Origin of the sequence: Pedobacter quisquiliarum, assembly GCF_014642175.1 — a bacterium.
In the GTDB taxonomy this organism is placed as follows: Bacteria; Bacteroidota; Bacteroidia; order Sphingobacteriales; family Sphingobacteriaceae; genus Pedobacter; species Pedobacter quisquiliarum.
On record NZ_BMIL01000010.1, the window covers coordinates 108,358 to 132,295 of the forward strand.

Genomic DNA, 23,938 nt, shown 5'->3' on the forward strand with positions numbered 1-23,938 from the left:
TTTGCCTTTAATTCTTCAGCTGCATTATCCTTAACTTTGCGGCATGTTAATCAATTGTTTCCAACGGGATCTGATCGAAGCAGGCTGCGATGAAGCAGGTAGGGGTTGCCTTGCCGGGCCGGTATATGCTGCCGCAGTGATTCTGCCCAGGAAATTCAAGTCTAAAATCCTGAACGACTCCAAGAAGCTCACACTCGAACAACGCCTGGAAATGCGCGAGGTGATCCAAAAGCAGGCCATTTGCTGGGCAGTCGGTTCTGTAGACAACCATGAAATTGATGAGATTAACATCCTGAATGCCTCCTTTCTGGCTATGCACCGCGCGATAGATCAGCTGATGGTCATCCCGCAATACCTGGTGATCGATGGCAACAGATTCAAACCGTACTCCGATATTCCGCATGCCTGCATTGTTAAAGGGGACGGCAAGTACCTGAACATCGCTGCAGCTTCCATTCTGGCTAAAACCTACCGCGATGAGTACATGGCCAACATCGCGCAGGAACATCCTGAATATAACTGGCACCAGAATAAAGGCTACGGCACCGCGGCGCATCGCCTCGTTTCTATTGAAAAAGGATTAACACCATATCACAGAAGAACCTTCAGCATCAGTCACCCGCAATTCGATGGGATGCCTGATCTTGTCGTATAAATTTGTACTTTCAATAATTGAAAACGCTTTTTATTACAAACCGGGTCCCTTTTCCGCCGAAGAGCGGCTATCCTATAGTTGTTTATAACACAATTAAGGGCCTGCTTCGTATGGGCGTTGATGTCACCTTATTGAGCATAAATCCCAATCAGCATGCGGTGGATGTCGACGACATCTATGATCCGGTTTTTGAAGCCATCAAGTTCCACCACTACAACATCAACACCGAAGCGAATTTCATCGGTGCGCTTTTCAACATCTTCTCCAATGAGTCTTACAACGTCTCCAGGTTTTTCGATGATGAAGCGGGGCGTTTATTAGAGGATGTACTGCGGGAGACAGAATTTGATATCATTCAGTTTGAAAGCCTGTTCGTGGTACCTTACCTCGACATCGTAAAGGCCAACAGCAAGGCTAGGCTCATTTACCGTGCCCACAACATGCTGTTCGACGTCTGGGAGCGCCTTTCGCAAAGCGAGAAGTTCAGACCCAAGCGCCACTACCTGGAGTTTCTGGCCAGGCGCCTTAAAGCTTACGAAAGTGAACAGATCAACCGATTCCATCGCGTATTTGCCATTTCAGAACCCGACCGGCATCACATCATCAAACTGGGCTGTGAAACCAATGTAGACGTGTTCCCGGTATCCCTGGACATCAATGAATACAAAAGTGATGCGCTGCAACCCAACTTCCCGACTTTGTTCCACCTGGGTTCTATGGACTGGATCCCGAACCGGGAGGGTATCGAATGGTTTCTGGATGAAGTGTGGCCGGATATCGAAGAGCTAAACAGCGAACTCCGCTTTTACATTGCCGGCCGGAACATGCCGAGGAAGTTTTTCGACTACGACTCTGATAATGTGCTGGTGGAAGGAGAGATATTCGATGCCGTGGAATTTATGAATTCCAAATCCATCATGATTGTACCCTTACTATCCGGGAGCGGTATGCGCGTGAAAATCCTCGAAGGGATGGCAATGGGCAAATGTATCATTGCAACAACCATTGCCGCAGAAGGTATCGCCTGTGAACATGGAAAAGACATTCTGCTTGCGGATACGCCCGACGAATTCTACCGTTACATCCTGCAGTGCCTTACCCAGCCGCGAAAATGGCGGGCTATAGGGATGGAGGCCAGGAAGACCGCCGAGCGCGAATACGACATCGATGGGGTATCTCAAAGGATGTTTCAGGTATATCAGCAACTACTTAATGCTTAAAAATTTGTGTAGTTTTGCATACAATTTTTAACAACAAGTATGAAAGAGATCGCTTTAACAAACAAACACATTTCCCTGGGTGCTAAAATGGTTCCCTTTGCTGGCTACAACATGCCGGTACAATATGAAGGCATTAATGCCGAACACGCAACCGTTAGGCAGGGTGTTGGTGTTTTCGATGTGTCGCATATGGGCGAGTTTATTCTTAAAGGTGAAAATGCTTTAGATCTTATTCAACGTGTTACCAGCAACGATGCTTCCAAGCTATACGATGGTAAAATTCAGTACTCCTGCCTGCCAAATGAAAATGGCGGAATTGTAGACGATTTACTGGTTTACCGCATAGACGAGAAAAGCTACATGCTTGTTGTAAATGCTTCCAACATTGAGAAAGACTGGAACTGGATCCAGCAATACAATACCAAAGACGTGGAGATGCACAACATCTCTGATAAAACTTCCCTCCTTGCCGTTCAAGGCCCTAAAGCTGCAGAAGCACTGCAAAGCCTTACCGATGTGGATCTTGCTTCTATGGAATACTACACTTTCGTTAAAGGGCAGTTTGCAGGGGTAGACAACGTACTGATTTCCGCAACTGGCTACACGGGTGCTGGTGGTTTCGAGATCTATTTCGATAACGAACATGCAGATAAAATCTGGGATGCCATTTTTGAAGCCGGTGCAAGCCTGGGCATTAAGCCGATCGGTTTAGGTGCACGTGATACCTTACGACTGGAAATGGGTTTCTGCCTTTACGGGAATGACATTGACGATAATACTTCGCCAATTGAAGCTGGATTGGGCTGGATCACCAAGTTCACCAAAGACTTCACCAACAGCGAAGCCCTAAAAGCAGAAAAAGAAGCAGGTGTAAAAAGTAAACTTGTCGGCTTTGAAATGATTGACCGTGGTATTCCACGTCATGACTATGAAATTGTTGATGCTGAAGGTCAGGTTATCGGCCGTGTAACTTCAGGCACACAAGCACCATCCCTGCAAAAAGCAATCGGTATGGGCTACGTAAATAAGGAATTCGCTAAAGAAGGCACTGAAATTTACATCAGTATCCGCAACAACAAGATCAAAGCGAAAGTTGTCAAGTTCCCATTCTATAAATAAGCTGTATCCATAATATACATGTCGAGAAAGATTGAAGTTTGTTTAACGCCCGCATTATTGGGCTTATATGATTTAAAGAATAGCATTGTTGTCGTGATCGACATCCTCAGGGCAACCTCTTCCATGGTTTACGGGATCGATAATGGCGCTACCGCCATCATTCCTGTGGCACAGGTTGAAGATTGCCTGGCGTATGCGGAACATGGTTATCTACTAGCTGCAGAACGCAACGGAGAAGTGGTTGCCGGTTACAATTTCGGGAATTCGCCATTCTCCTACAGCGCTGAACATGTTGCTGGGAAAACCGTTGTGTTAACCACAACAAATGGAACCAAGGCACTACATATGGCACGCGCTACTGCACAGCAGGTGGTGATCGGGTCCTTCCTGAACCTGCAGGCCTTATGCGACTGGCTCAAAGAGCAATCGCAGGATGTACTCTTGTTATGTGCGGGCTGGAAAGATTCAGCGAACCTGGAAGATACCCTGTTTGCAGGTGCGGTGGTTAAAGCACTTCGTTCGGAATTTGTCGCCTTTGATGACTCCTCTGTTATTGCGGAAGATCTTTATGGTCTTGCACAACACGACCTTGGCGCATATATGAACAAATCCTCACACAGCCACCGCCTTGCCGCATTAAACATCGGTGAAGATGTTAAATTCTGTCTGCAGCTCAATATTTGTCAGGCCATCCCAGTACTGGTAGGTGATGCCCTTGTGCCATTGAAAAAGAACTAGATTTTAGATACCCATAAAAGCAGCCCTGCACATCTTATGTGCGGGGCTTTTTGTTTGAACCTTGCCGGGCACAAGCTTGCATTTTGCTTAAGTGTTACTAAGTACTTGCTAAGGGGTTGCCCTATTCAACCACTTGCCAAGTGCATGTTAAAAACTGTTCAAATCGCTTGTTTCCCAAGCGTTTTGTCAGATTTTTACCGCGGTTGGTGAGCAATGAAGATCAAGGCTCGCCTGGCACAGGAAAAGGAGGTTGTTTAAGCAAGGAGCTGTTTCAGCTTTTCGTTCGTCTCTAGCGCACGTAAGGTTTCTTCGTAAGCCAGCCAGTAGATCGTCTCTGCTTTGGCCGTGTCGAAGGTTTTAATTTCACCCATACCTTTAGGTTCAATTAACACGTCGCATAAGGGTGATTTCTCCTCCATATCCTTGTTTATGGACATCAGGAAGGCACGACCCATCAGTGCCCGGATCTTAGTAATTTTCTCCACCGGGTTCAGGTGGTTGCAGGAAGAGCCGATGATGAAATCGCAGTTACCAATAAGGGGTTCAACAGGGAAATTATTCAGAATACCACCATCCACATACATCTGGTTGTTGATCATCACCGGACTGAAGATGCCGGGAATGCAGCTGGAAGCCTGTACCGTCTTGATCAATGGGCCTTGACTAAAGTATTCGATCTTCCCCTCACTGAAGTTCGTCGCCGCTATGGTTAAAGGAATTTTTAAACTTTCAATACGGTCGTCCGGGAAATAGGTCTGAAATAAAGCGGTGGTACGCTCAATATTGATAAGGCCGAGTCCCTGCAGGGCAGGGCGGATGAAGCGGAGCAGTTTGGTCTTAAGGAAAATCTTGAGGCCCTCTTCAGGGTCTACACCAGAGGCATAGAAAGCGCCAGCAATGGAGCCGGCACTGGTACCGCTGATGTGACTGAATTGTATGCCTGCGTTGGAGAAAGCTTTAAGCACGCCTAGATGTGCAATGCCCCGTATGCCGCCGCCGGATAGTACAATTCCTATTTTTCTCATTGTTGTCTTGGTTTATATTTCGAGGCCCGCAGGATCTTTTCCGCGTCCGTATCGGCCATCAGTTCGGTTAAGCTTACATCCGGGTTCTCCTTCATGTACTTGCGCACGATCTGCCAACCCATCCATACACCCAATTTTGGTGCCGATTGATTCTTTTCGCCAAGGCCAGGTGTAAAGGGCCCTTCACTCAGGTACACCTGTATCTTCTGGTAGTCTGTTTTAAAGAGCAGTTCATGCTCCATAAAGTAGCCCCAAATGTTGCCTTCGTAAGTCGTGCACCAGCCCAATTGTTTATCTGTATAACCAATCTTTACTGAATCGGGTACCTTTTCATCCAGCACCTGGTCCATAAAATACAGGATCTTGCCATTATGCACCATTTTCGCAAGTAGCGTGCGGTCTTCATCACGTTCCGGGAATAACTCCTCACGTGCAAAAGTTTCCGCTAAGCGTGGAACAACATACGTCGGGGTGAACCTCCTGGAGATGTATTGCGGTACGCTGGACACGATGGCGGGGTAGAAACGACTGTCGCGCCCCAGGAACATATCCAGTCCGATGCCCATGTAGCCATCGCCAATTGGCGTTTGCACCTCAAAGCCGGAGATAAAAGCGATGAACCGTGGTACGTTAACTTTCGGGTAGTAGTGTTTGATGTATTTAAAGGTGGTGCTGAGCTCTTTTTCAATAGGTGCCATGTCTTTGAACACACTATCGGCATCATGACTCAGGTCTTTAAAGGCCTGATCTTTATACAACACATCCAGGATTTCCGGGCCGGAATAGGCCCCGTTGCCCACAATGCGAGTTACGTAATCCTGGTAGAAATAACCATACTGCTTAGCGAGTACCTGGTCGGTTTGCTGCGGTCCTTTATTCATGCCAGCCACCACGTCCTTATCAAAACGTTCAATAGCAATGTCCAATTTAATGTCTTCTACATAAGGGCGATTGTTTTGCTTGCAGGAAAACAGTGCTAGCAGAGCGGCAAAAAAAAGATAGATTTGGGAAAACTTAACGGTATTGTTCATGTTGAACAAATATAGACAGATGACCCCAGCCCACCGGGCCAATATTTACTTTTTATGAAAAAACTCTTATTTACGCTAGTATTCTTTTGTTTAACGGGTAGCGCTTTTGCACAATGGCAGAATGGACCTATCAGCAATGATTTTAGACTTGGTCTAACGGCGCATCCAACTTTCGGATGGTTGAAGCCTGAAAATGGTAAAGGTGAGGGCACCAGCCTTGGTTTCTCTTATGGATTACTGGGTGATTTTAACTTCGCTGAAAACTATAGCTTCTCTACCGGTTTAACCATCACCACCATCAATGGTAAAAGCACAGAAATCAACCCGCCGGGTTTTACTGGTGATGTTGCAAACGCTTATAAGCTGAAATACAAGCTTCAGTACATTGAAGTGCCGCTTACCGTGAAACTTAGAACTTCTAAAGTAGGGCAAATGGTTTGGTACGGACAGTTTGGTTTATCCAACGATTTTAACATTGGTGCGAAGCAGGATGTAGAACTGTCCGGCAGAAAAGTCGCTGAAGACAGGAACATCAAAGACCTTACAAACTTCTACAGAGCGGGCTTGATTTTAGGTGCTGGTGGCGAGTTTGACCTGGATTCACATACCAGCGTTGCGGTAGGTTTAACCTTCAACAATGGATTCACCGACATCAGCGATGATAAGAACCACAGCATTCGCAACCACTACGTAGGGTTGAACCTTGCTGTATTCTTTTAAGCTCTGCTTACAGGCCTTTTATGCCTGCCGGTTTATTGATCACTAATATGCTTGACTAATGAAGATAGCCCTTGCGCAGCTGAATTACCAGATCGGTAATTTTGAACTTAATACAAAGAAGATAATTGAAAGCCTGGAGAAAGGTAAAGCACAGGGTGCAGACCTTGTGGTATTCGCTGAACTGGCACTTTGTGGTTATCCGCCACGCGATTTTCTCGAGTTTGAGGAGTTTATTGAGCTTTGTGAGCAATCCGCTCAGGAGATTGCTGCGCATACGCAGGATGTGGCTTGTATCATCGGCCTGCCGGTAAAGAATCCACAGCTTGCGGGCAAGGACCTCTTCAATGCGGCATACTTCATTGAAAAAGGGGAGGTAAAGGCAGTAATCAAAAAGGCACTGCTGCCGAATTACGATATTTTTGACGAGTACCGCTATTTTGAACCTGCGACTTCATTTGAATGCATTGAGTTTATGGGGCATAAGATTGCGGTAACCATCTGTGAAGATTTATGGAACATCAATGATAATCCATTGTATATATCCAATCCGATGGATGAGTTGATCAAACAGCAACCTTCGCTGATGATTAACATTGCGGCTTCGCCGTTTTCTTACCTGCATGATGATGAGCGGGTTGAAATCCTTTCCGGAAACGCTAAACAGTACCAATTACCACTGCTGTATGTGAACCAGGTCGGTGCGCAGACAGAGATCATTTTCGATGGCGGCTCCCTGGCCTTTGATCAGGAAGGTAACCTGTTGGATGAAATGGCGTATTTCCAGGAAGACCTTAAGGTTTACGAGTTTGACGGCAAAGGCCTGGTCGGCTTACAGAAAACCGAGCACCAGGCGCTACCAGACGTGGCACAGATTCATGATGCATTAATTCTGGGGATACAGGACTACTTCAGTAAATCTGGCTTCAGTAAGGCTGTATTGGGCTTATCGGGTGGAATTGATTCCGCGATTGTCTGCGCATTAGCTTGTCGCGCCTTAGGTCCTGAAAACGTGATGGCTGTGCTAATGCCATCTAAGTACTCGACCGACCATTCTATTGACGATGCTATGGACCTGGTGAACAACATTGGCTGTATGCATGAGGTGATTCCGATTAAAGATGCTGCAGATGCTTTCGACAAGATGATGGCACCGGCATTTAAAGATATGCCTTTTAACGTTGCAGAAGAGAACATTCAGGCACGCTGCCGCGGGATTATCGTGATGGCGATGTCTAACAAGTTCGGCTATATCGTGCTGAACACCTCCAACAAAAGCGAGTGTGCCGTAGGCTATGGTACCTTATATGGCGACATGTGTGGTGCTATTGGCGTGATCGGGGATGTTTATAAAACACAGATCTTCCAGCTTGCAAGATACATTAACAAAGACCGGGAGATCATTCCGGAAAATACCATTGTAAAACCACCTTCAGCGGAACTGCGTCCCGATCAGAAAGACTCCGACTCCTTGCCCGACTATGATCAACTGGACAAGATCCTGCAGCTGTACATTGAGCAGAAGCAATCTTCAAGGCATATTATTGCACAAGGCTTCGATGAAGCCTTGGTTCGAAAGGTCATTAAGATGGTGAATAACGCGGAATTTAAGCGTTACCAGACCCCACCAATCTTGCGGGTATCGCCTAAAGCATTTGGTATGGGTAGAAGAATGCCGCTTACTGGAAAATATTTATCCTAATTAAATGCGACCGTTCTTTAACCGTTTTTTGCGTCTGTAATCCTGTACTGGGATGATGAATACCATAACCAATCCGATGAAACTGGCCAGTACGGCAATGATATCGCCGTTCTTCGTATAGAAGGTGATTTCACTGTTAAGGTTGATGTCCTGCTTTAAGGCTGTTGCCACCCACCATTTACTTTGCTGCTTGATGTCTCCACGCTGATCGATGAAGGCAGAGATACCGGTGTTTGCAGAACGCACCACCCATCTTCTGTTCTCTATTGCACGAAGCTTTGCATAAAGCAGGTGCTGATCCTTGCCTGAAGTGTTACCCCACCAGGCATCGTTGGTGATGACGCCAATAAACTGTGCGCCGTTTTTCACGGAACGGCGTACCCAATCACCCCAAATGGACTCGTAGCAGATCACCGGGTCCATACCCACACCATTCTGCGAGTAAAATACACCAGGCTCTTCCTGCCAGCCATAACCACCTACACTACCACCAAGTTCTGAAAAGATCGGCGCCAGAAAGGCTAAGGCCGTAGGAAAAGGCATTTGCTCTACACCAGGCACGAGTTTCGATTTGTGGTAGAACTGTACATTGGAGGAGTTCTCCACCAGTATCGCCGCATTGAAGTTGTCGATGTAAACCCCTCTGCCAGGGATCAGTTTTGCACTTGGCGTACGCTGGTCGTTGTATTTGTTCAGCGTTTCAATTCCCGTAACCAGGTTTCCGTTTTTGTATTTGGAAATGAATGCCTGCATGATGGCATACTCACGACTTTCGCGAATGGTTTCTTCTTCGCTGTATTGCGGCACGGCGGTTTCCGGCCATAGGAAATATTCCGTGTTAGGCTGGGCAATAGAATCTGATAAGTGCGTGAGGATTCGCATCTGCTCCGCTACAGGAATGTCGCCCAGCTTCTTGTAAGGGTCAATGTTTGGCTGCACCGTAACCACGTTCATGGGCATGCTTCTTTCTGTATAGCCAAAGTACTGTTTCAAGGAAATGGCTGTTGGTACCAGAACCAACACCAGCCAGAATATTGCTGGGCGGAAGCCAGGGTAGCCCTTGTATGTTTTGTAAGCTTTATATGCTTCAAAAGCCATGATGTTGCTGAGCAGGATCCATAAGGAACCACCGTACACGCCTGTATACGAGTACCATTGCACGATCTGGTGCATACCGGCAAAACCGTTACCCAAAGTCATCCATGGGAAAGCAAGGTCCCAGCTTTGGTGCAGGTACTCCATGCCGATGTAGAAACAGATGAGGCCCAGGTACGCAATTTTGCTGCTGCTGACCTGCGTTAAGCGGAAGTACAGCCAGAAGGCAGTAGTCATCAGCAATGCGCCCAGTCCGAAGGGGATGAGGCTCACCAGGAATGCGGTAAATGGATCGTTGTAGGCCACGATGGCATTGTACACCCAATAGATGCTTGCGGTGTTCCAGACGAGGAAGGTTAATCCTGCGGTGCGGAAGATGCGTTTGCTGGTTTTCGGGCGACCGTCTTTACTGATGGCCTGTAAGGCGATAAAGAGCGGCACCAGGCCAACAAGTAGGAGGGGTGCGGTAAAAGGTATGGGTGGCCAGGCCAGCCACATTATGAAAGCGCTGAGCAGGGCCAGCAGGTACGTTAGTTTTTGGGTCATTGATTTTAAAAGCTATCCAGAATACTGGCTTTCTTGGCTTCGTATTCCTCGAGGGTAATCAGCTGCTTATCGTAAAGCGTTTTTAGCTTACGTAGCTTCAGGGTCGTTTCGTCTTCCGGCTCGGGAGCTGGTGCAGGGCTTTGCTGCGTTACGGGCGTTGGCGCCTCCGGCGTTTGCATCTGACTGCTGGCGGTGGTTTCCGGAAGTTCAGCATGGTCCACAATTATTGCCTCTTCGAAACCTTCCGTATCCTGAAACAAAGGTGCTTTTGCAGGCTCTTTAAGGCTTTGCGCTTCCCTTGCAGCTATAAGCTGCTGCTCTTTGTAGAACTCCAGCTGCTCTGAAGCCACCTGATATAATCTACGGGCTTGTACCTTAGGGATGAAGTCGGTAACCAATGGTACACCTTGAACCGGAGTACAGGTAAATTTGGCGCCGAACAGCTCTTCTTTGAATGCGACTTCATGAATGCTTTTCCAGGAGATGTCTTTGAAGTTCATGGTGATGCCTAAGTTGCCTGGTTCACAATAGAACATGCGTTTATTGGTTACCGCGATACAGTCTGGCAGCAAGTTTACTGCAGGCTTTTTCTGAACAGCAATGTACAGCAGTTCTTCGTTGCTGCTGAGCATGTCGGTTAGTTTTCCAAGGACTTTATCTATAGCTTTCGGATCTTGTTCATCAAGCAGAAATTTATCAGGTATCATCATCGTATTCCGGTATGTTTATTTGTAGTCTTTATCTTTTAATTTGCTCTTTTTCACTTCAGGTTTGCCTGCAACACAAATTACGAATTCTCCTTTCAGGATATTGTTGCTGAAGTGTGATTTTATTTCTTCAACAGTGCCGCGAACCGTTTCTTCATACATCTTGGTGAGCTCCCGGCTTACGGAAGCCTGGCGGTCGGCACCGAAGTATTCTTCAAATTCTTCGAGGGTTTTCAGCAGGCGGTGCGGACTTTCGTAAAGCACGATGGTGCGGTCTTCTTCTGCAAGGCGCTTTAGGCGGGTCTGGCGACCTTTTTTCACCGGCAGGAAACCTTCAAATACAAAAGCGTCGGTTGGCAGGCCAGAGTTGACAAGTGCTGGCACGAATGCCGTTGCGCCGGGCAGGCATTCTACTTCAAGCCCTTCTTTTAAGACCTCGCGGGTAAGGAAGAAGCCCGGGTCGGAAATGGCGGGTGTGCCGGCATCAGATATCAGTGCCACAAGCTTACCTTCTTTCAGAAAACGGATGATCTCTGAAGTGGCTTTGTGTTCGTTATGCTGGTGGTGGGAGTAGGCTTTTTTATCTATGCCGAAGTGCTTTAGCAGAGGTGCGCTGGTGCGGGTATCTTCAGCTAAAATCACATCTGCTTCCTTCAGAATGCGGACGGCCCTGAAGGTCATATCTTCGAGGTTGCCGATGGGTGTAGGCACCAGAAATAGCTTACCAAACGTATTATTCTCCAAACTCTTGTTATCTTTGGTAAAAAAAATAATTAATAATGCTGCAAGTTAACTATATCCGTGATAATAGAGAGAAAGTTTTAGAACGCTTAAGTGTACGTAACTTCAAACAGGTAGAAGTGGTGGATCAGATCATTGAAATGGATGAGTCGCGTAAACAAACCCAAACTTCCCTGGATCAGTTATCGGCTATAGCAAACTCTAGCGCCCGCCAGATTGGCGAGCTGATGCGCAGCGGAAAAAAGGAGGAAGCTGAAGCATTAAAGGCACAGACTGGCAGCAATAAAGAGCAGATCAAGTCGCTCGGCGAGCAGCTGACCGACATTGAAGGCCGCTTGTTTAACCTGATTGTACAATTGCCGAACCTGCCGCATGAGCTGGTAAAAGCAGGTACAACGGCAGAGGACAATGAAGTGGTTTCCCTGCATGGCGAACCGGCAGCTTTACCGGATGGCGCCTTGCCGCACTGGGAGCTTGCTGCAAAATACGATATCATCGACTTTGAACTTGGTGTGAAAATCACCGGTGCTGGTTTTCCGGTTTACAAAGGGAAAGGCGCACGTTTACAACGGGCACTGATTAACTTTTTCCTGGACCACGCCGTGGCGAATGGCTACCGTGAAATGCAGGTGCCACATATGGTAAACGAAGCTTCCGGCTTTGGTACCGGGCAGCTGCCGGATAAAGAAGGACAGATGTATCATGCGGGTGTAGATAACCTGTACATGATTCCGACTGCAGAGGTTCCGGTAACGAACCTGTATCGTGATGTAATCCTGAAAGAAGAAGAACTACCTGTTAAAAATACTGCATATACCCCTTGTTTTCGCCGTGAAGCAGGTTCCTATGGCGCGCATGTGCGTGGTTTGAACCGTCTGCACCAGTTTGATAAGGTAGAGGTGGTACAGATTGTACATCCGACGAAATCTTATGAAGTGCTGGAGGAAATGAGCGCCTATGTACAAAGTCTGCTGCAGGAACTTGGATTGCACTACCGCGTGTTGCGTTTGTGTGGTGGCGATATGGGCTTTACCTCTGCCATGACTTACGATATGGAAGTTTGGAGTGCTGCGCAGCAGCGTTGGCTGGAGGTTTCATCTGTGTCTAACTTTGAAACCTATCAGGCAAACCGCCTGAAACTTCGTTTCAAAGGCCAAGGTGGTAAAACACAGCTGGCACATACCTTGAACGGCAGCGCGCTGGCATTGCCGAGAATTGTGGGTTCGATTTTAGAAAACAACCAGACAGAGCAGGGTATTAAGATTCCGGAAGCTTTGGTGAAATATACTGGCTTCGAGTACATCGACTAAGCTCAGACGTTTATTCAATAAAAAAAAGCCCTGGTTGTTGTAACCAGGGCTTTTTTCATTATAAGTTAACTCATTATTTAAACCCAAAAGGGTTTATGGCGGTTAAGCTGATCAATTACAGGATCAGGATTAACAATAAGATGATGATAATAATTGCACCTACAGAAAGGTAAACACCTCCACCCATTGCACGGGCCTGGCTTTTCATTTCTTTAAGTTCTTTGCGTAAAGCTTTTCTTTCAGATTTTGAAAGATCCGATTTGTCCATGCCTTTGATTTCTTCAACACGGTCGGTAATTCTTTTTAACTGCAGTTGTTGTTCAGCAGTAAGCTCAACTTTGTCCTTACGGTCTGCAGCCATGGTTGGGTTTGCACTAAATCCTAAGATAAATACAAGCGCTAAAGCGTAAACTAATTTTTTCATATGATTTCGTTTTAATTAATACGCTATAAACAAAAAACCTACCAAAAATGGTAGGTTTTTGAAATTAATCGTAATCTAAAGTATAGATAGGCCTGTAAATGCCATTTGTAGACATGTTGAACCTCGGGTTTGTGTCTGATCGATTACTTAAAGATTAACTGTTAAACGATAGCACAGCTTGAGAAATACTGTCCACTCTTTTAAACAGTTATTTGATTTCGAAAACAACGTTGACGGTATAGCTTAATTTAATCTGTTTGAAGTCGATTTCTGCTGAAGATTCCTGATCCGCTGCGGAAGCTTTCATCATCATGTTATTGGTGCGGTAAGCTTGTGGGTAAATCTCGTTGTTGATCTCCTGAATGTCTATCGCACTACCGAGCTTGTCGCCAATAGATTCCACCATTAAGGTTGCTTTTTGTTTCGCGAGTTGAAGCGCTCTTACTTTAAGCTCCAGCTTTAAACGGTCGATCTTTGAGTAGTCATAGCTATCAATATTGGTATAAGCAATGCCTCTTGGATCAATGGCACCAATGATGTCGTTATACCTGTTCAGGTCGTTAACCTTTAGACGGTATTGTTTGCTGGCAAGGAATTCAGGGTTCTTTTTCTTGTCACGGGTTGCGAAAGAAGAAAGGCTGTTGATGGTCAGGCTTTCTTTAGGCAAGCCTGCTTGTTGCACCGCACGCACGAGTTGGTTCTCTAGCGTGGTGATGTCAATTCTGTTTTTGCTGTTGTTGTCTTTGAAGTATTCCTTAAGCGAGATGCTTACATAGATGATGTCTGGGGTAACTTCAGATTCGGCGAGGCCGCTTACAGTAATTTTCTTGCGGAGGTCCACTTGCTGTGCAAGGGCACTGAAGGAGAAGAAGGCAACAAAGGCCAGGGCAATTAGCTTTTTCATATGTTTGTGTGTTACTTATGTGGTAAACGCACCAAGATATAAAAATGCTACATGCCCCGGCTGTTATTAGTCTTCGACGATTTCGTTGTTGATGCCAATTTCTTCCACCACTTCCTCTTTGAAGTAATGATTCTGGAAGATCATGATGATGATCACACCAACAGAGATCGCAGCGTCAGCGACGTTAAAAACGGGTCTGAAGAAGATATAATCTTCACCACCCCAGATGGGTACCCATTGTGGAAACACACCTTCCATAATTGGAAAGTATAACATGTCTACTACACGACCGTGAAACAGGCCTGCATAGTTCCAGATGACGCCGTAAAATACGGAGTCAATGATGTTTCCCAGGGCACCGGCAAAAATCAAAGCCACGTTAAGGATAAGCCCCCTGTGGTATTTATGCCGGATGAGGTAATGCAAGCCGTAGCCGATACCTCCTACTGCTGCAATTCTGAATAAGGATAAAGCCAGCTTTCCAAACTCCCCGCCAAACTCCAACCCGAAGGCCATTCCATTATTTTCAGTGTAATGTATGATGAACCAGTCTCCAAGGATATTGAATTCCTGACCCATAGACATATTGGTCTTGATCCAGATTTTAGACACCTGATCAATCAGTAAAACTAAAAATATGACTAAAAAAGGTTTAGTATAGCCTTTCATTATGCCTGCTTCAGTTTTGCTTCCATGCTAAGCGTTGCATGCGGTACGGCCATCAAACGCTCTTTTTGGATTAACTTACCCGTCTCGCGACAAATGCCATAAGTTTTGTTCTCAATACGTACCAATGCATTTTCCAGGTTGTCGATAAACTTCTTCTGGCGTGCTGCTAATTGGTTTAATTGCTCTTTTTCGAGTGTTGCAGACCCATCTTCAAGGGTCTTATAAGTACCTGATGTATCTTCAGTTCCATTAGAGTTCGGGCTGCTAAGCGAGTTGCTTAGTGACAAGAATTCCTCTCTTGCAACGCGTAACTTCTCCTGAATCAATGTTTTGAATTCCTGAAGTTCGCTGTCAGAATACCTTGTCTTCGTAGTCTTTTCCATTATTTTATTTTTTAATTAACAAAATTTGTAATTCAACGTCATCTATCACCGTTTTGTTTCCTTCTACCAGGTTATCTGCTAATATAATATCATCTGCAAGAATTTCTGAACAAATGTATTCCTTATTTTGCATCAGGGCAGTTGCAATCAGTTCATGCTGCTGTACTTGCACGGTGATTCTGTCAGTAACTTCGAATCCAAGTTCCTTGCGCAGGTTCTGTATCCGGTTGATCAGCTCTCTGGATAAACCTTCAAGTTTAAGCTCCGGTGTGATGGTTACGTCTAAAGCAACGGTCAGGTTACCCATGTTCGATACCTGCCATCCCGGGATGTCTTCAGCGATGATTTCAAGGTCGCTGCTAGAGATCAGAAACGTGTGATCCTGAACATTGATTTCGATTTCACCTTTGGTTTCCAGGATGTTAATGCTTTCCTGATCCAGGTTGGTAATCGCTTCCGCAACTTGTTTCATGCTCTTTCCAACCTTAGGGCCCAGGGCCTTAAAGTTTGGTTTGATCTTTTTGGTGATGAAACCTACGGTATCGGTGATGTACTCAATGTCTTTGATGTTGGTTTCAGAAAGGATTAAGTCTTTCACCAGGTCTACACGTCCGGCAAGTTGCTGATCCAGTACTGGGATCAGGATTTTCGCCAACGGCTGACGCACATTGATGGCCGATTTCTTTCTCAAGCCCAGTACCATCGAAGAGATGTTCTGTGCAAGCTCCATGCGGGCATTCAGTTCCAGGTCGATCAAAGACGTATCCGCAGCTTTCCAGAAGGTTAGGTGCACGGATTGTGCCGGCTGTTCTTCTGAAACGGTAAGGTTCTGATACAACCAGTCTGCAAAGAAAGGCGCTATTGGCGACATCATTTGTGCAATGCTGGTTAAGCAGGTATAAAGCGTCTCATAGGCTGCTTTTTTATCTGCAGTCATTTCGCCTTTCCAAAAGCGGCGGCGCGATAAACGGATGTACCAGTTGCTCAGGTGCTCATCCACGAAGGTCTGTATTGCTCTGGCAGCCCTTGTCGGCTCGTAAGTATTGAAGCTCTCATCTACTTCGGCAAGAAGCGTTTGTAGTAGCGACAATATCCAGCGATCCAGCTCACTGCGTTCTGCAACAGGCGTTTGATTGTCTTTATCCAGTACAAACTTGTCAATGTTCGCATATAATGCGAAGAAAGAGTAGGTGTTGTAAAGGGTTCCGAAAAACTTACGACGAACCTCATCAAGGCCGTCCATGTTAAATTTAAGGTTGTCCCAAGGGGATGCATTGCTGATCATGTACCAGCGGGTGGCATCAGCACTGTAGGTAGAGATGGTGCTAAATGGATCGATACCATTGCCAAGGCGTTTGGACATCTTGTTTCCATTTTTATCTAACACCAATCCGTTAGATACGACGTTCTTGAAGGCTACACCAGGGTTGCCTACGCGTTCGTTGATGGCTTTGATCTCGTCACTGCTTTCGCTTAACATCACCGCTATGGCATGTAGGGTAAAGAACCAGCCGCGGGTTTGATCCACACCCTCTGCGATGAAATCTGCAGGGTAGGCGTTTTCAAATTCAGCTTTATGCTCAAACGGGAAGTGCCACTGTGCGTAAGGCATCGCACCGCTGTCGAACCATACGTCGATCAGGTCGGTTTCACGCTTCATCTTACGACCAGTAGGGGAAACCAGGATTACATCATCCACATAAGGGCGGTGCATGTCCTTCAGTTCAAAGGCTGCATCCATAAATCCGGCTTCAACGGACTTGCGAATTTCTGCATTAAGCTCAGCAATAGAGCCGATGCAAAGTTCTTCCTGTCCATCTTCTGTGCGCCAGATTGGAAGCGGTGTACCCCAATACCTGGAGCGTGACAGGTTCCAGTCGACCAGGTTTTCCAACCAGTTTCCGAAACGGCCTGTTCCAGTTGCTTCAGGTTTCCAGTTGATGCCTTTATTCAGTTCAACAAGCTTGTCTTTAACTGCTGTGGTTTTGATGAACCAACTATCCAACGGATAATATAAAACTGGCTTATCAGTTCTCCAGCAATGCGGATAGCTGTGTTCGTATTTTTTAACGTCAAATGCTTTGTTGTCTTCCTTCAGCTTGATGGCTAGCAAGACGTCCGTAGATTTGAAATCTGGCGCCTGACGTTCTTCGTCACTGTAGAATTCTTCTTTTACATAGCGACCAGCGAAGTCTGTTACTTCGTCAACAAACTTACCTTGCTTGTCTACAAGTGGCAGTTCATTTCCAAAGGCATCTTTAATCATCACCGCAGGAACTCCACTTTCTTTAGCAACCCGGAAATCGTCTGCACCGAATGCAGAAGCGATGTGCACGATACCTGTACCGTCTTCGGTGGTTACATAGTCTGCAGGGATCACGCGGAATGCATTTGCTTTCAGCGCATCGGAGGTTACGTAATCCAGGAGTTGGTGATAGCGAAGGCCAACCAGTTCTTTACCTGTAAATTCTGCTGCGATGGTCCATGGGATCAGCTTGTCGCCGCCCTTGTACGCATCAGAAGCTAAGTCTTGAGCATCTTTCTTGAAGTGTTTGCCCACAAGATCTTTCGCTACAATTACGCTTACCGGCAGGTAGGTGTAAGGGTTGAAGGTTTTAACCTTCACGTAGCTGATCTTTTCGCCCACGGCCAGCGCACCATTTGAAGGTAAGGTCCATGGGGTTGTTGTCCAGGCGATAATAGCCGTCTCTTCGGTTCCATCTTCAAAAAGCACCGGCATCAGCGGGTGCTCCTGATCTTTTTTCAGGAAGAACTGTGCAGTGATGGATGTATCCTTCAGCATCTTGTAGGTGCCTGGCTGGTTAAGCTCATGTGAGCTCAGTCCGGTACCTGCAGCTGGTGAGTACGGTTGTATGGTGTACCCTTTGTAGATCAGGCCTTTCTCGTAGAAAGACTTCAGGATCCACCAAAGGGATTCGATATATTCGTTTTGGTAAGTGATATATGGGTTTTCAAGGTCTACCCAGTAGCCCATCTTTTCAGTCAGGTCATTCCATACATCGGTGTATTTCATAACCTCTTCCTTACAGGCAGCATTGTATTCCTCTACGGTGATTTTCTTACCAATATCTTCCTTGGTGATGCCAAGTTTCTTTTCTACAGCAAGCTCTATTGGCAGACCATGGGTATCCCATCCGCCTTTGCGTTTTACCTGAAATCCTTTGAGGGTTTTGTAGCGACAGAAAATGTCTTTAATTGCACGGCCCATGACGTGGTGTATGCCCGGCATACCGTTGGCCGAAGGAGGACCTTCAAAAAAAGTAAATGGCTGTGTCTCGGGCCGGGTTGAAATGCTTTTTTCAAAGATTTGTTCCTTCTTCCAAAACGCCAGTATTTCTTCTCCTATTTTAGCTAGTTCTAGTTGTTTAAATTCCCTATACATCAATCCAGTATCTCCAAAAAATTAAGTGTGCAAAGTTAAGCTTTTGTATTTAAAAACGGTATCCCCAGCGTTAAATATCGAGCATATTACGCCTTGGATTGATTTTTGTGTAATATGGTTAAGATTAATCCATAAATAATATCTATTTCATTATGATTAAAGTTCTCAAACTCCAGAAAGGTGTGATCGCGATTATACTTGGTATAATCGGAGTGGTTGTGTACATGCTTCTTAGAGAACAAAATGAAGAAGTTTCCATGTACTTCCTTGAGGCTTCAGGCGTGTTCCTGATTGCCGGCGCATTGATGTTTCTCTATCCGATTTTGTTTGCAAAGAAAGACAGTGATGGATGCGTACAACTAAATCCGGAAATCGATCCAGACGCACCGGATCCAGACGCCCAGCCGCTGGAAGAAAGTCGCCCGTGAAAAAGTGAGAAAAAACACAATTAAAATACCCGGTTTTTTATCAATATCCTGATCATTAGCAGATTGGTGTGGTATTGGGCCTAACTTGCGCAATATTAAGCAACATCTCTATGAACTTAAATTTGAAAACGAGCCTTTTGTTGGCTTTGTTGTGTGTTTCTGTGTTATTTTCCTGTAAGAAAGACCAGGATGAATATGTTCCAGGTCCTGAAAAACAGGCTTTAGTGCTGAGCGGTGAAATCACCCAGCCAACCACCCTGACCCCCGATAATGAATACATCTTGAAGGGTCGTGTTTATGTAAAAGGCAATGTTAAGTTGACCATCGTTGCCGGAACGACCATTACGGTTGAACCTGCAGAGAAAATGGAAGACAAAGGTGCGCTAATCATTACGCGTGGCTCAAAGCTTGACGTGAATGGTACGGTAGACCGTCCTGTTGTATTTACTTCAGCGGCAGCGACTAAAGCGCCTGGCGACTGGGTAGGTGTAATTGTATTGGGTAAAGCGGCAACCAATGGCGATGGTGGTGTTATGCATGTTGCGGGTATGCCTGAAACCTTAGATACTGAATTTGGTGGTGTTGATGAAGGTGATAACTCCGGTACCATCAAATATCTGCGTCTTGAATACACCGGGGCGCTGAACCCTGCAAACGAAGAGGAGTGGGCTATTGACTACGCTAGCGGCATGATGCTTGGCGGTGTTGGTAACGGTACCATCCTTGAAAATGTAATGGTGAAACACTCCAAAGATGATGGTTTCCAGTTTGTTGGCGGTAATGTTAACGCTAAATACCTGATTTCTTATGATAACGGTGATGATAACTTCGATTTCGACCGCGGTTATACCGGAAAACTACAATTCATCATTTCTTACAGACCATCTGCTTCAAAAGTTGGTATCCGTGCAAATGGTGTAGAAAGCTTAAATGAAAAAGATGCCCTTCCAGGTATCGTTCCTTATACACACCCCGTGATTTCGAACATGACCATCGTGGGCCCACAAGGAGATCAACCTGAAGGTGACCAGAGTCAGGGTGTATACATCCGTAAGAACACCAGATTTACCATTCAGAACTCTATTATCGCTGGTTACACTTATGGTGGACTGATGCTTTGTCCTAAAACGAAACCTTACCTGGTGGGTGATTGGAATGAAGATAATTCGGAGTTCAGATACAACCTGGTTAATGCAGATAAACAAGGATGGGCATTCAACTATGATGACGGACCTTCCGGCGTGAAGATTAACCCTGATGCAGATGTTGCAAAATGGGCTACAGAAACTGGTAGTAAGACAACCAAGAACAGAGCAAACAATAACGAGTTACTTACGGACATCGCAGGTTTCATGTTTAATGGTTTATATCAGACTGGTACGGCACCAGATTTCAGACCTCAGGTTGGCTCGCCAGCACTTAAGGGTGTTAACTTCAGCAGTAATGGTGTCAACAAGGTCATGGATAGCATGATGAAAGTTGCTTACCGTGGCGCACTTGGTTCAACAGACTCCTGGGCAAATACAGGTAGCTGGGCAAACTGGGATTAATGCGTAAAAATACTGAGTTAGAGGTATTTGTACTTAAAATGAAGCTTTGAATACATTCTGGTAAACATTTTTCGGTGTTTGATGGTACTGTGTAATGAAAACATAATCACTTGTATACTAACAAACTAATTTTAACCGAAAACCTAGAAAACAATGAAATTCAAAGCCTTAATGACTCTTGCATTTACCGGGATGGTCTTTGCAGCATGTAGCTCAAACAACAACGGTGAAGGTGGTGATTCAACATCAATGGATACATCCATGATGGACACTACAATGACCGACACAAGCATGATGGATACTTCAAATACGGGCACAATGGGCTCTGGTGGTGCATCAGGAACAGGAACAAGCACTAGTGGATCTAGCAGTGGCGCAACTGGCGCTGGTACTGGTGGCACTGGAACAACCGGAACAGGTACAGGCACCGGATCAGGTACTGGCAGTGGAACCTCTACTGGTGGAACAACCGGCGGATCTGGAACAACAACCCCTCCAGCTCAATAACCCTTTACAGCTATACATAAAAAAGCCTGCGCAGTTGCGCAGGCTTTTTTATGTAATAACCTTTCGAATGATCTAGATCTTGTAATTCTGGATGCGAACCGCATTCAGGATGGCCAGTAAGGCAACGCCGACATCTGCAATTACGGCTTCCCAAAGGGTGGCTACGCCACCGGCACCCAGCAGGAGCACCAAGATCTTAACGCCCATGGCAAGGCAGATATTCTGCCATACGATGTTCCTTGTAATGCGGCCGATCCGGATTAAGCCGGGAATCTTAGAGGGCTGGTCATTCTGGATCACGATATCTGCCGTTTCAATCGCAGCATCGCTGCCCAGCCCACCCATGGCAATTCCGGCATCTGCGAGCGCAATTACAGGTGCATCATTAATGCCGTCACCAACAAAAGCAATGGTTTTACCCGCAGCTTTTAGGTTCGTCAGGTGTTCAACCTTGTGTTCAGGCAATAAATCCGGTGCATATTGTTTAATCCCCAGCTGATCGGCTACGCTTTTAACCACACTCGCCTTATCTCCACTAAGCATCACCACTTCGATGCCAGCTTTTTGCAGCGCCTGTACCGCGGCTTTCGCATCGGGTTTAAGTGCATCCGCAATGACCAGATGACCTTCGTAAACACCATCAATGGCAACGGTCACCACCGTCTCTGCAATATCGACCAGGCCAGTGTCGAACTGGATGCCTTGCCTTTCAAGTAAGCGCGTGTTACCGACAAGCACAGATTTCCCATTAACGGTAGCCTTTAGGCCTAAGCCAGGGATTTCAGTGACATCGGTTGCAGAAAATGAATAGTCAGGTTTAGGTATTTCAACCTTCGGTTTTGGACTGTTGATGATATGTTCCGCGTACCTTGTTATGGCTGTCGAAATTGGGTGCGTGGATTTGCTTTCTACGGCTGCTACATACTGGAGAAAGGTTCTTTCATCCAGCTGGTTCGTCTTAACGGTTTGCACCTCAAATACACCCTTGGTCAATGTTCCGGTTTTATCCATCACGACGGTGTTCACTTTCGTCATGACGTCCAGGAAGTTGGCACCTTTAAAAAGAACCCCATTCTTGGAGGCCAGGCCAATGCCACCGAAGTAGCCCAGTGGAATGGAAACCACTAGAGCGCAGGGGCAACTGATCACCAGAAAAACCAATCCCCGGTACAGCCAGTCTCTGAATACATATTCCTCTACGATGAAATAGGGCAGCACCACCACGATAAGCGCCAGCATGAAGACAATGGGGGTATAAACAGCTGCAAAGCGGGAAATAAAAAGCTGTGTTTTGGATTTTCTGCTGGTTGCATCCTGCACTATTTGCAGGATCTTGCTGAGCTTGGTGTCTTTGAATAAGGACTTCACCTGTACCTGAATAACCTGGTTCAGGTTGATCATGCCCGCATAAACGGGTTCACCTTTGCGTTTGTTGTCGGGTTTAGCTTCCCCGGTCAATGCTGCGGTATTTAACGTCGCCTGTTCACTTAGCAGCAGCCCATCTAAAGCAACCCGCTCACCGGCTTTAACCTGGATTTTTTCATCCAGGAGCACCTCGCGTGTGTTTACCGATTCTATCTTGCCGTTGCGCAGTACATCTACACGGTCGGGCCGGATGTCCAGCAGTGCCTTGATGTTCCGTTTGGCTTTATCTACAGCGGCATCCTGGAACCACTCGCCTATGGCGTAGAACACCATTACGGCCAGGCCTTCACTATATGCGCCTATGGTAAAAGCACCAATGGTGGCTACGCTCATCAGTACAACTTCATTGAAGAAGTCCAGTCTTGAAGCTTTCCGAAAAGCAAGCGCGAATACCGGATAGCCTGCCAGGAGTAGTGCGAATCCGTAGATCAGCAAGCTTGGCCAGGTGCCGATATGGACTTTAAAGCCGAGCTCCAACACCTGCATTACCACAAGCGCGAGTAGTGACACAAGGAGGGGCCAATGCCTTAGCCAGGTATCACCCTTTGTTGAATGTCTATGGTTATGTGTTCGGTCGCTCATTTAAATATTACTTATGTGGTGGATTCATTGGTGAATATCAAACTTGTCACCAGCAGCAAGGATAGATAGGCTTAAATTACGAATACTAATTGCCATTCCCGGCAATCATCTCATCTGCGCCCGTGCCAGCAAAGATCATGGGAGTGGAAAGGACCATTGCCCCTGCACTGGTGCCACCTACCACTAATCTCTCGTAGATGTAACGATGTTTAAGCAAAAACAAAAAGCCAGTACCTCCGTAAATGGATGTTAATTTCAATTGGTCCCCGCCAGCAAAAAAAACGGCATCTGCACCTTTCACACGAGCCTCCACTTCTTTCGCATCCACATCTTCTCGATGATTATGGTGGATATGATTTACCCTGCAGGGGATATGTTTTTCAAACAGCGCTTTGTATTCCTCATAGGTTTGCTTCACATCATCGATGATTATGGTGGATATGATTTACCCTGCAGGGGATATGTTTTTCAAACAGCGCTTTGTATTCCTCATAGGTTTGCTTCACATCAACCGATCCTGCTGTTGTAACGAGCTCGATTACGGGGTTTTCCTTCTCTAAGAGTTTAGTGTATTCCTTCATAACAGAGTCACGGTCTTCGCCACCACCGATAATCATTAAAATACCTGTCGGAATGGGACAATCATTCTTTTGCTGATACTGTGTTAGTTCGTCAATTTCCATATCTAAATTCTTCAAGCTTTGTTTAAGAATAAGCTTCTTTCTAGCCAATATTGTTTTCGACAAATGCACAATACGTAGATATTGGGCTACTTTGTAGGTAGTTCATGTAACCCGCAGCTATAAACATAACATGGACTTGTCGGGTCAGGCTTCAATAGATAATTGTTACTTGAAAATAGAATGCACTACAATTGTTTTAGTAGAAATTGCGCTTACCTGTGTTATACACGTAGAAATACTGATGCTTAGAAGTAAATCTACTTTAAGTGTTTACTGGAGGGTTTTGTAGATTTGTGCGTTAATTTTTAAGCAATAGCGCTAATATCCTTAACGCTTGGTCTTGAATGTTGAGAGGAGCTATGTGACAAACAAAG

At 45.9% G+C, this 23,938-nt stretch carries 23 protein-coding genes; 10 read left to right on the top strand and 13 right to left on the bottom strand.

Annotation, left to right across the window (positions count from 1 at the left end; genetic code table 11):
* Positions 1 to 43 precede the first annotated feature (43 nt).
* The 4 genes from rnhB to IEW69_RS14520 are packed head-to-tail and all read left to right on the top strand — an operon-like array spanning position 44 to position 3,732.
* Positions 44 to 655: a ribonuclease HII gene (gene rnhB, locus IEW69_RS14505; protein WP_188627595.1), complete on the top strand. Its 612-nt coding sequence runs from the start codon at positions 44 to 46 to the stop codon at positions 653 to 655.
* Between the two features lie 17 nt (positions 656 to 672).
* Positions 673 to 1,875 carry a glycosyltransferase family 4 protein gene (locus IEW69_RS14510; protein WP_188627596.1) on the top strand — a complete coding sequence of 401 codons (1,203 nt, stop codon included), beginning with the start codon at positions 673 to 675 and terminating at the stop codon, positions 1,873 to 1,875.
* Positions 1,876 to 1,914: 39 nt separating this feature from the next.
* On the top strand, positions 1,915 to 2,994 hold the full coding sequence (gcvT, locus tag IEW69_RS14515; protein WP_188627597.1) for a glycine cleavage system aminomethyltransferase GcvT: 1,080 nt from the start codon (positions 1,915 to 1,917) through the stop codon (positions 2,992 to 2,994).
* An 18-nt stretch (positions 2,995 to 3,012) separates the two neighbouring features.
* Positions 3,013 to 3,732, top strand: a complete 720-nt coding sequence (locus IEW69_RS14520; protein WP_188627598.1) for a 2-phosphosulfolactate phosphatase — start codon at positions 3,013 to 3,015, stop codon at positions 3,730 to 3,732.
* A 254-nt stretch (positions 3,733 to 3,986) separates the two neighbouring features.
* Here IEW69_RS14520 and IEW69_RS14525 read toward each other — a convergent pair whose 3' ends face one another.
* Complete coding sequence (locus tag IEW69_RS14525) at positions 3,987 to 4,757, bottom strand: patatin-like phospholipase family protein (RefSeq protein WP_188627599.1); 771 nt, start codon at positions 4,755 to 4,757, stop codon at positions 3,987 to 3,989.
* Positions 4,754 to 5,788 (bottom strand): gliding motility lipoprotein GldB, encoded by a 1,035-nt coding sequence (gldB, locus tag IEW69_RS14530; RefSeq protein ID WP_188627600.1) that lies wholly within the window; start codon positions 5,786 to 5,788, stop codon positions 4,754 to 4,756. The genes IEW69_RS14525 and gldB overlap by 4 nt, the downstream gene beginning before the upstream one ends.
* A 54-nt stretch (positions 5,789 to 5,842) precedes the next feature.
* Here gldB and IEW69_RS14535 point away from each other — a divergent pair, with 54 nt between their 5' ends.
* Both IEW69_RS14535 and IEW69_RS14540 read left to right on the top strand, forming a co-directional pair.
* Positions 5,843 to 6,508 (top strand): porin family protein, encoded by a 666-nt coding sequence (locus IEW69_RS14535; protein ID WP_188627601.1) that lies wholly within the window; start codon positions 5,843 to 5,845, stop codon positions 6,506 to 6,508.
* Between the two features lie 58 nt (positions 6,509 to 6,566).
* Positions 6,567 to 8,207, top strand: coding sequence for an NAD+ synthase (locus tag IEW69_RS14540; protein WP_188627602.1), 1,641 nt, complete (start codon positions 6,567 to 6,569; stop codon positions 8,205 to 8,207).
* Here IEW69_RS14540 and lnt read toward each other — a convergent pair whose 3' ends face one another.
* From lnt to rsmI, 3 genes are read right to left on the bottom strand one after another with little or no spacing between them, the layout of a single operon-like run.
* On the bottom strand, positions 8,208 to 9,848 hold the full coding sequence (gene lnt, locus IEW69_RS14545; protein WP_188627603.1) for an apolipoprotein N-acyltransferase: 1,641 nt from the start codon (positions 9,846 to 9,848) through the stop codon (positions 8,208 to 8,210).
* A 5-nt stretch (positions 9,849 to 9,853) separates the two neighbouring features.
* The gene (locus IEW69_RS14550) at positions 9,854 to 10,558 is read right to left on the bottom strand and encodes a PH domain-containing protein (RefSeq protein ID WP_188627604.1); all 705 of its coding nucleotides are present in this window, start codon (positions 10,556 to 10,558) and stop codon (positions 9,854 to 9,856) included.
* A 15-nt stretch (positions 10,559 to 10,573) separates the two neighbouring features.
* Positions 10,574 to 11,299 (bottom strand): 16S rRNA (cytidine(1402)-2'-O)-methyltransferase, encoded by a 726-nt coding sequence (rsmI, locus tag IEW69_RS14555; RefSeq protein WP_262890788.1) that lies wholly within the window; start codon positions 11,297 to 11,299, stop codon positions 10,574 to 10,576.
* A 35-nt stretch (positions 11,300 to 11,334) separates the two neighbouring features.
* On the opposite strand from rsmI, the gene serS reads away from it, so the two are divergent.
* The gene (serS, locus tag IEW69_RS14560) at positions 11,335 to 12,606 is read left to right on the top strand and encodes a serine--tRNA ligase (protein WP_188627605.1); all 1,272 of its coding nucleotides are present in this window, start codon (positions 11,335 to 11,337) and stop codon (positions 12,604 to 12,606) included.
* Positions 12,607 to 12,721: 115 nt separating this feature from the next.
* On the opposite strand, the gene IEW69_RS14565 is transcribed toward serS, so the two are convergent.
* From IEW69_RS14565 to ileS, 5 genes are all read right to left on the bottom strand, one after another.
* Complete coding sequence (locus IEW69_RS14565; protein WP_188627606.1) at positions 12,722 to 13,030, bottom strand: hypothetical protein; 309 nt, start codon at positions 13,028 to 13,030, stop codon at positions 12,722 to 12,724.
* A 208-nt stretch (positions 13,031 to 13,238) separates the two neighbouring features.
* On the bottom strand, positions 13,239 to 13,934 hold the full coding sequence (locus tag IEW69_RS14570; protein WP_188627607.1) for an SIMPL domain-containing protein: 696 nt from the start codon (positions 13,932 to 13,934) through the stop codon (positions 13,239 to 13,241).
* A gap of 66 nt (positions 13,935 to 14,000) precedes the next feature.
* Complete coding sequence (locus tag IEW69_RS14575; RefSeq protein ID WP_188627608.1) at positions 14,001 to 14,603, bottom strand: lipoprotein signal peptidase; 603 nt, start codon at positions 14,601 to 14,603, stop codon at positions 14,001 to 14,003.
* Positions 14,603 to 14,986 carry a TraR/DksA family transcriptional regulator gene (locus tag IEW69_RS14580; protein ID WP_188627609.1) on the bottom strand — a complete coding sequence of 128 codons (384 nt, stop codon included), beginning with the start codon at positions 14,984 to 14,986 and terminating at the stop codon, positions 14,603 to 14,605. Before IEW69_RS14580 ends, IEW69_RS14575 begins: the two co-directional genes overlap by 1 nt.
* Positions 14,987 to 14,990: 4 nt before the next feature.
* The gene (ileS, locus tag IEW69_RS14585; protein ID WP_188627610.1) at positions 14,991 to 18,389 is read right to left on the bottom strand and encodes an isoleucine--tRNA ligase; all 3,399 of its coding nucleotides are present in this window, start codon (positions 18,387 to 18,389) and stop codon (positions 14,991 to 14,993) included.
* A 152-nt stretch (positions 18,390 to 18,541) separates the two neighbouring features.
* Here ileS and IEW69_RS14590 point away from each other — a divergent pair, with 152 nt between their 5' ends.
* From IEW69_RS14590 to IEW69_RS14600, 3 genes are all read left to right on the top strand, one after another.
* Positions 18,542 to 18,817: an isoleucyl-tRNA synthetase gene (locus IEW69_RS14590; protein ID WP_188627611.1), complete on the top strand. Its 276-nt coding sequence runs from the start codon at positions 18,542 to 18,544 to the stop codon at positions 18,815 to 18,817.
* A gap of 110 nt (positions 18,818 to 18,927) precedes the next feature.
* Positions 18,928 to 20,367, top strand: coding sequence for a beta-helix domain-containing protein (locus IEW69_RS14595; protein WP_188627612.1), 1,440 nt, complete (start codon positions 18,928 to 18,930; stop codon positions 20,365 to 20,367).
* A 153-nt stretch (positions 20,368 to 20,520) separates the two neighbouring features.
* Entirely contained in the window at positions 20,521 to 20,874 is a 354-nt protein-coding gene (locus IEW69_RS14600) for a hypothetical protein (protein WP_188627613.1), read from the top strand.
* A 72-nt stretch (positions 20,875 to 20,946) separates the two neighbouring features.
* Here the strand turns inward: IEW69_RS14600 and IEW69_RS14605 are convergent, their stop codons facing one another.
* The 3 genes from IEW69_RS14605 to IEW69_RS14615 form a co-directional block, all read right to left on the bottom strand.
* Entirely contained in the window at positions 20,947 to 22,881 is a 1,935-nt protein-coding gene (locus IEW69_RS14605) for a heavy metal translocating P-type ATPase (protein ID WP_188627614.1), read from the bottom strand.
* 85 nt (positions 22,882 to 22,966) lie between these two features.
* The gene (locus IEW69_RS14610) at positions 22,967 to 23,299 is read right to left on the bottom strand and encodes a Type 1 glutamine amidotransferase-like domain-containing protein (protein WP_188627615.1); all 333 of its coding nucleotides are present in this window, start codon (positions 23,297 to 23,299) and stop codon (positions 22,967 to 22,969) included.
* Position 23,300: 1 nt separating this feature from the next.
* Entirely contained in the window at positions 23,301 to 23,612 is a 312-nt protein-coding gene (locus tag IEW69_RS14615; protein ID WP_188627616.1) for a type 1 glutamine amidotransferase family protein, read from the bottom strand.
* Positions 23,613 to 23,938 lie beyond the last annotated feature (326 nt).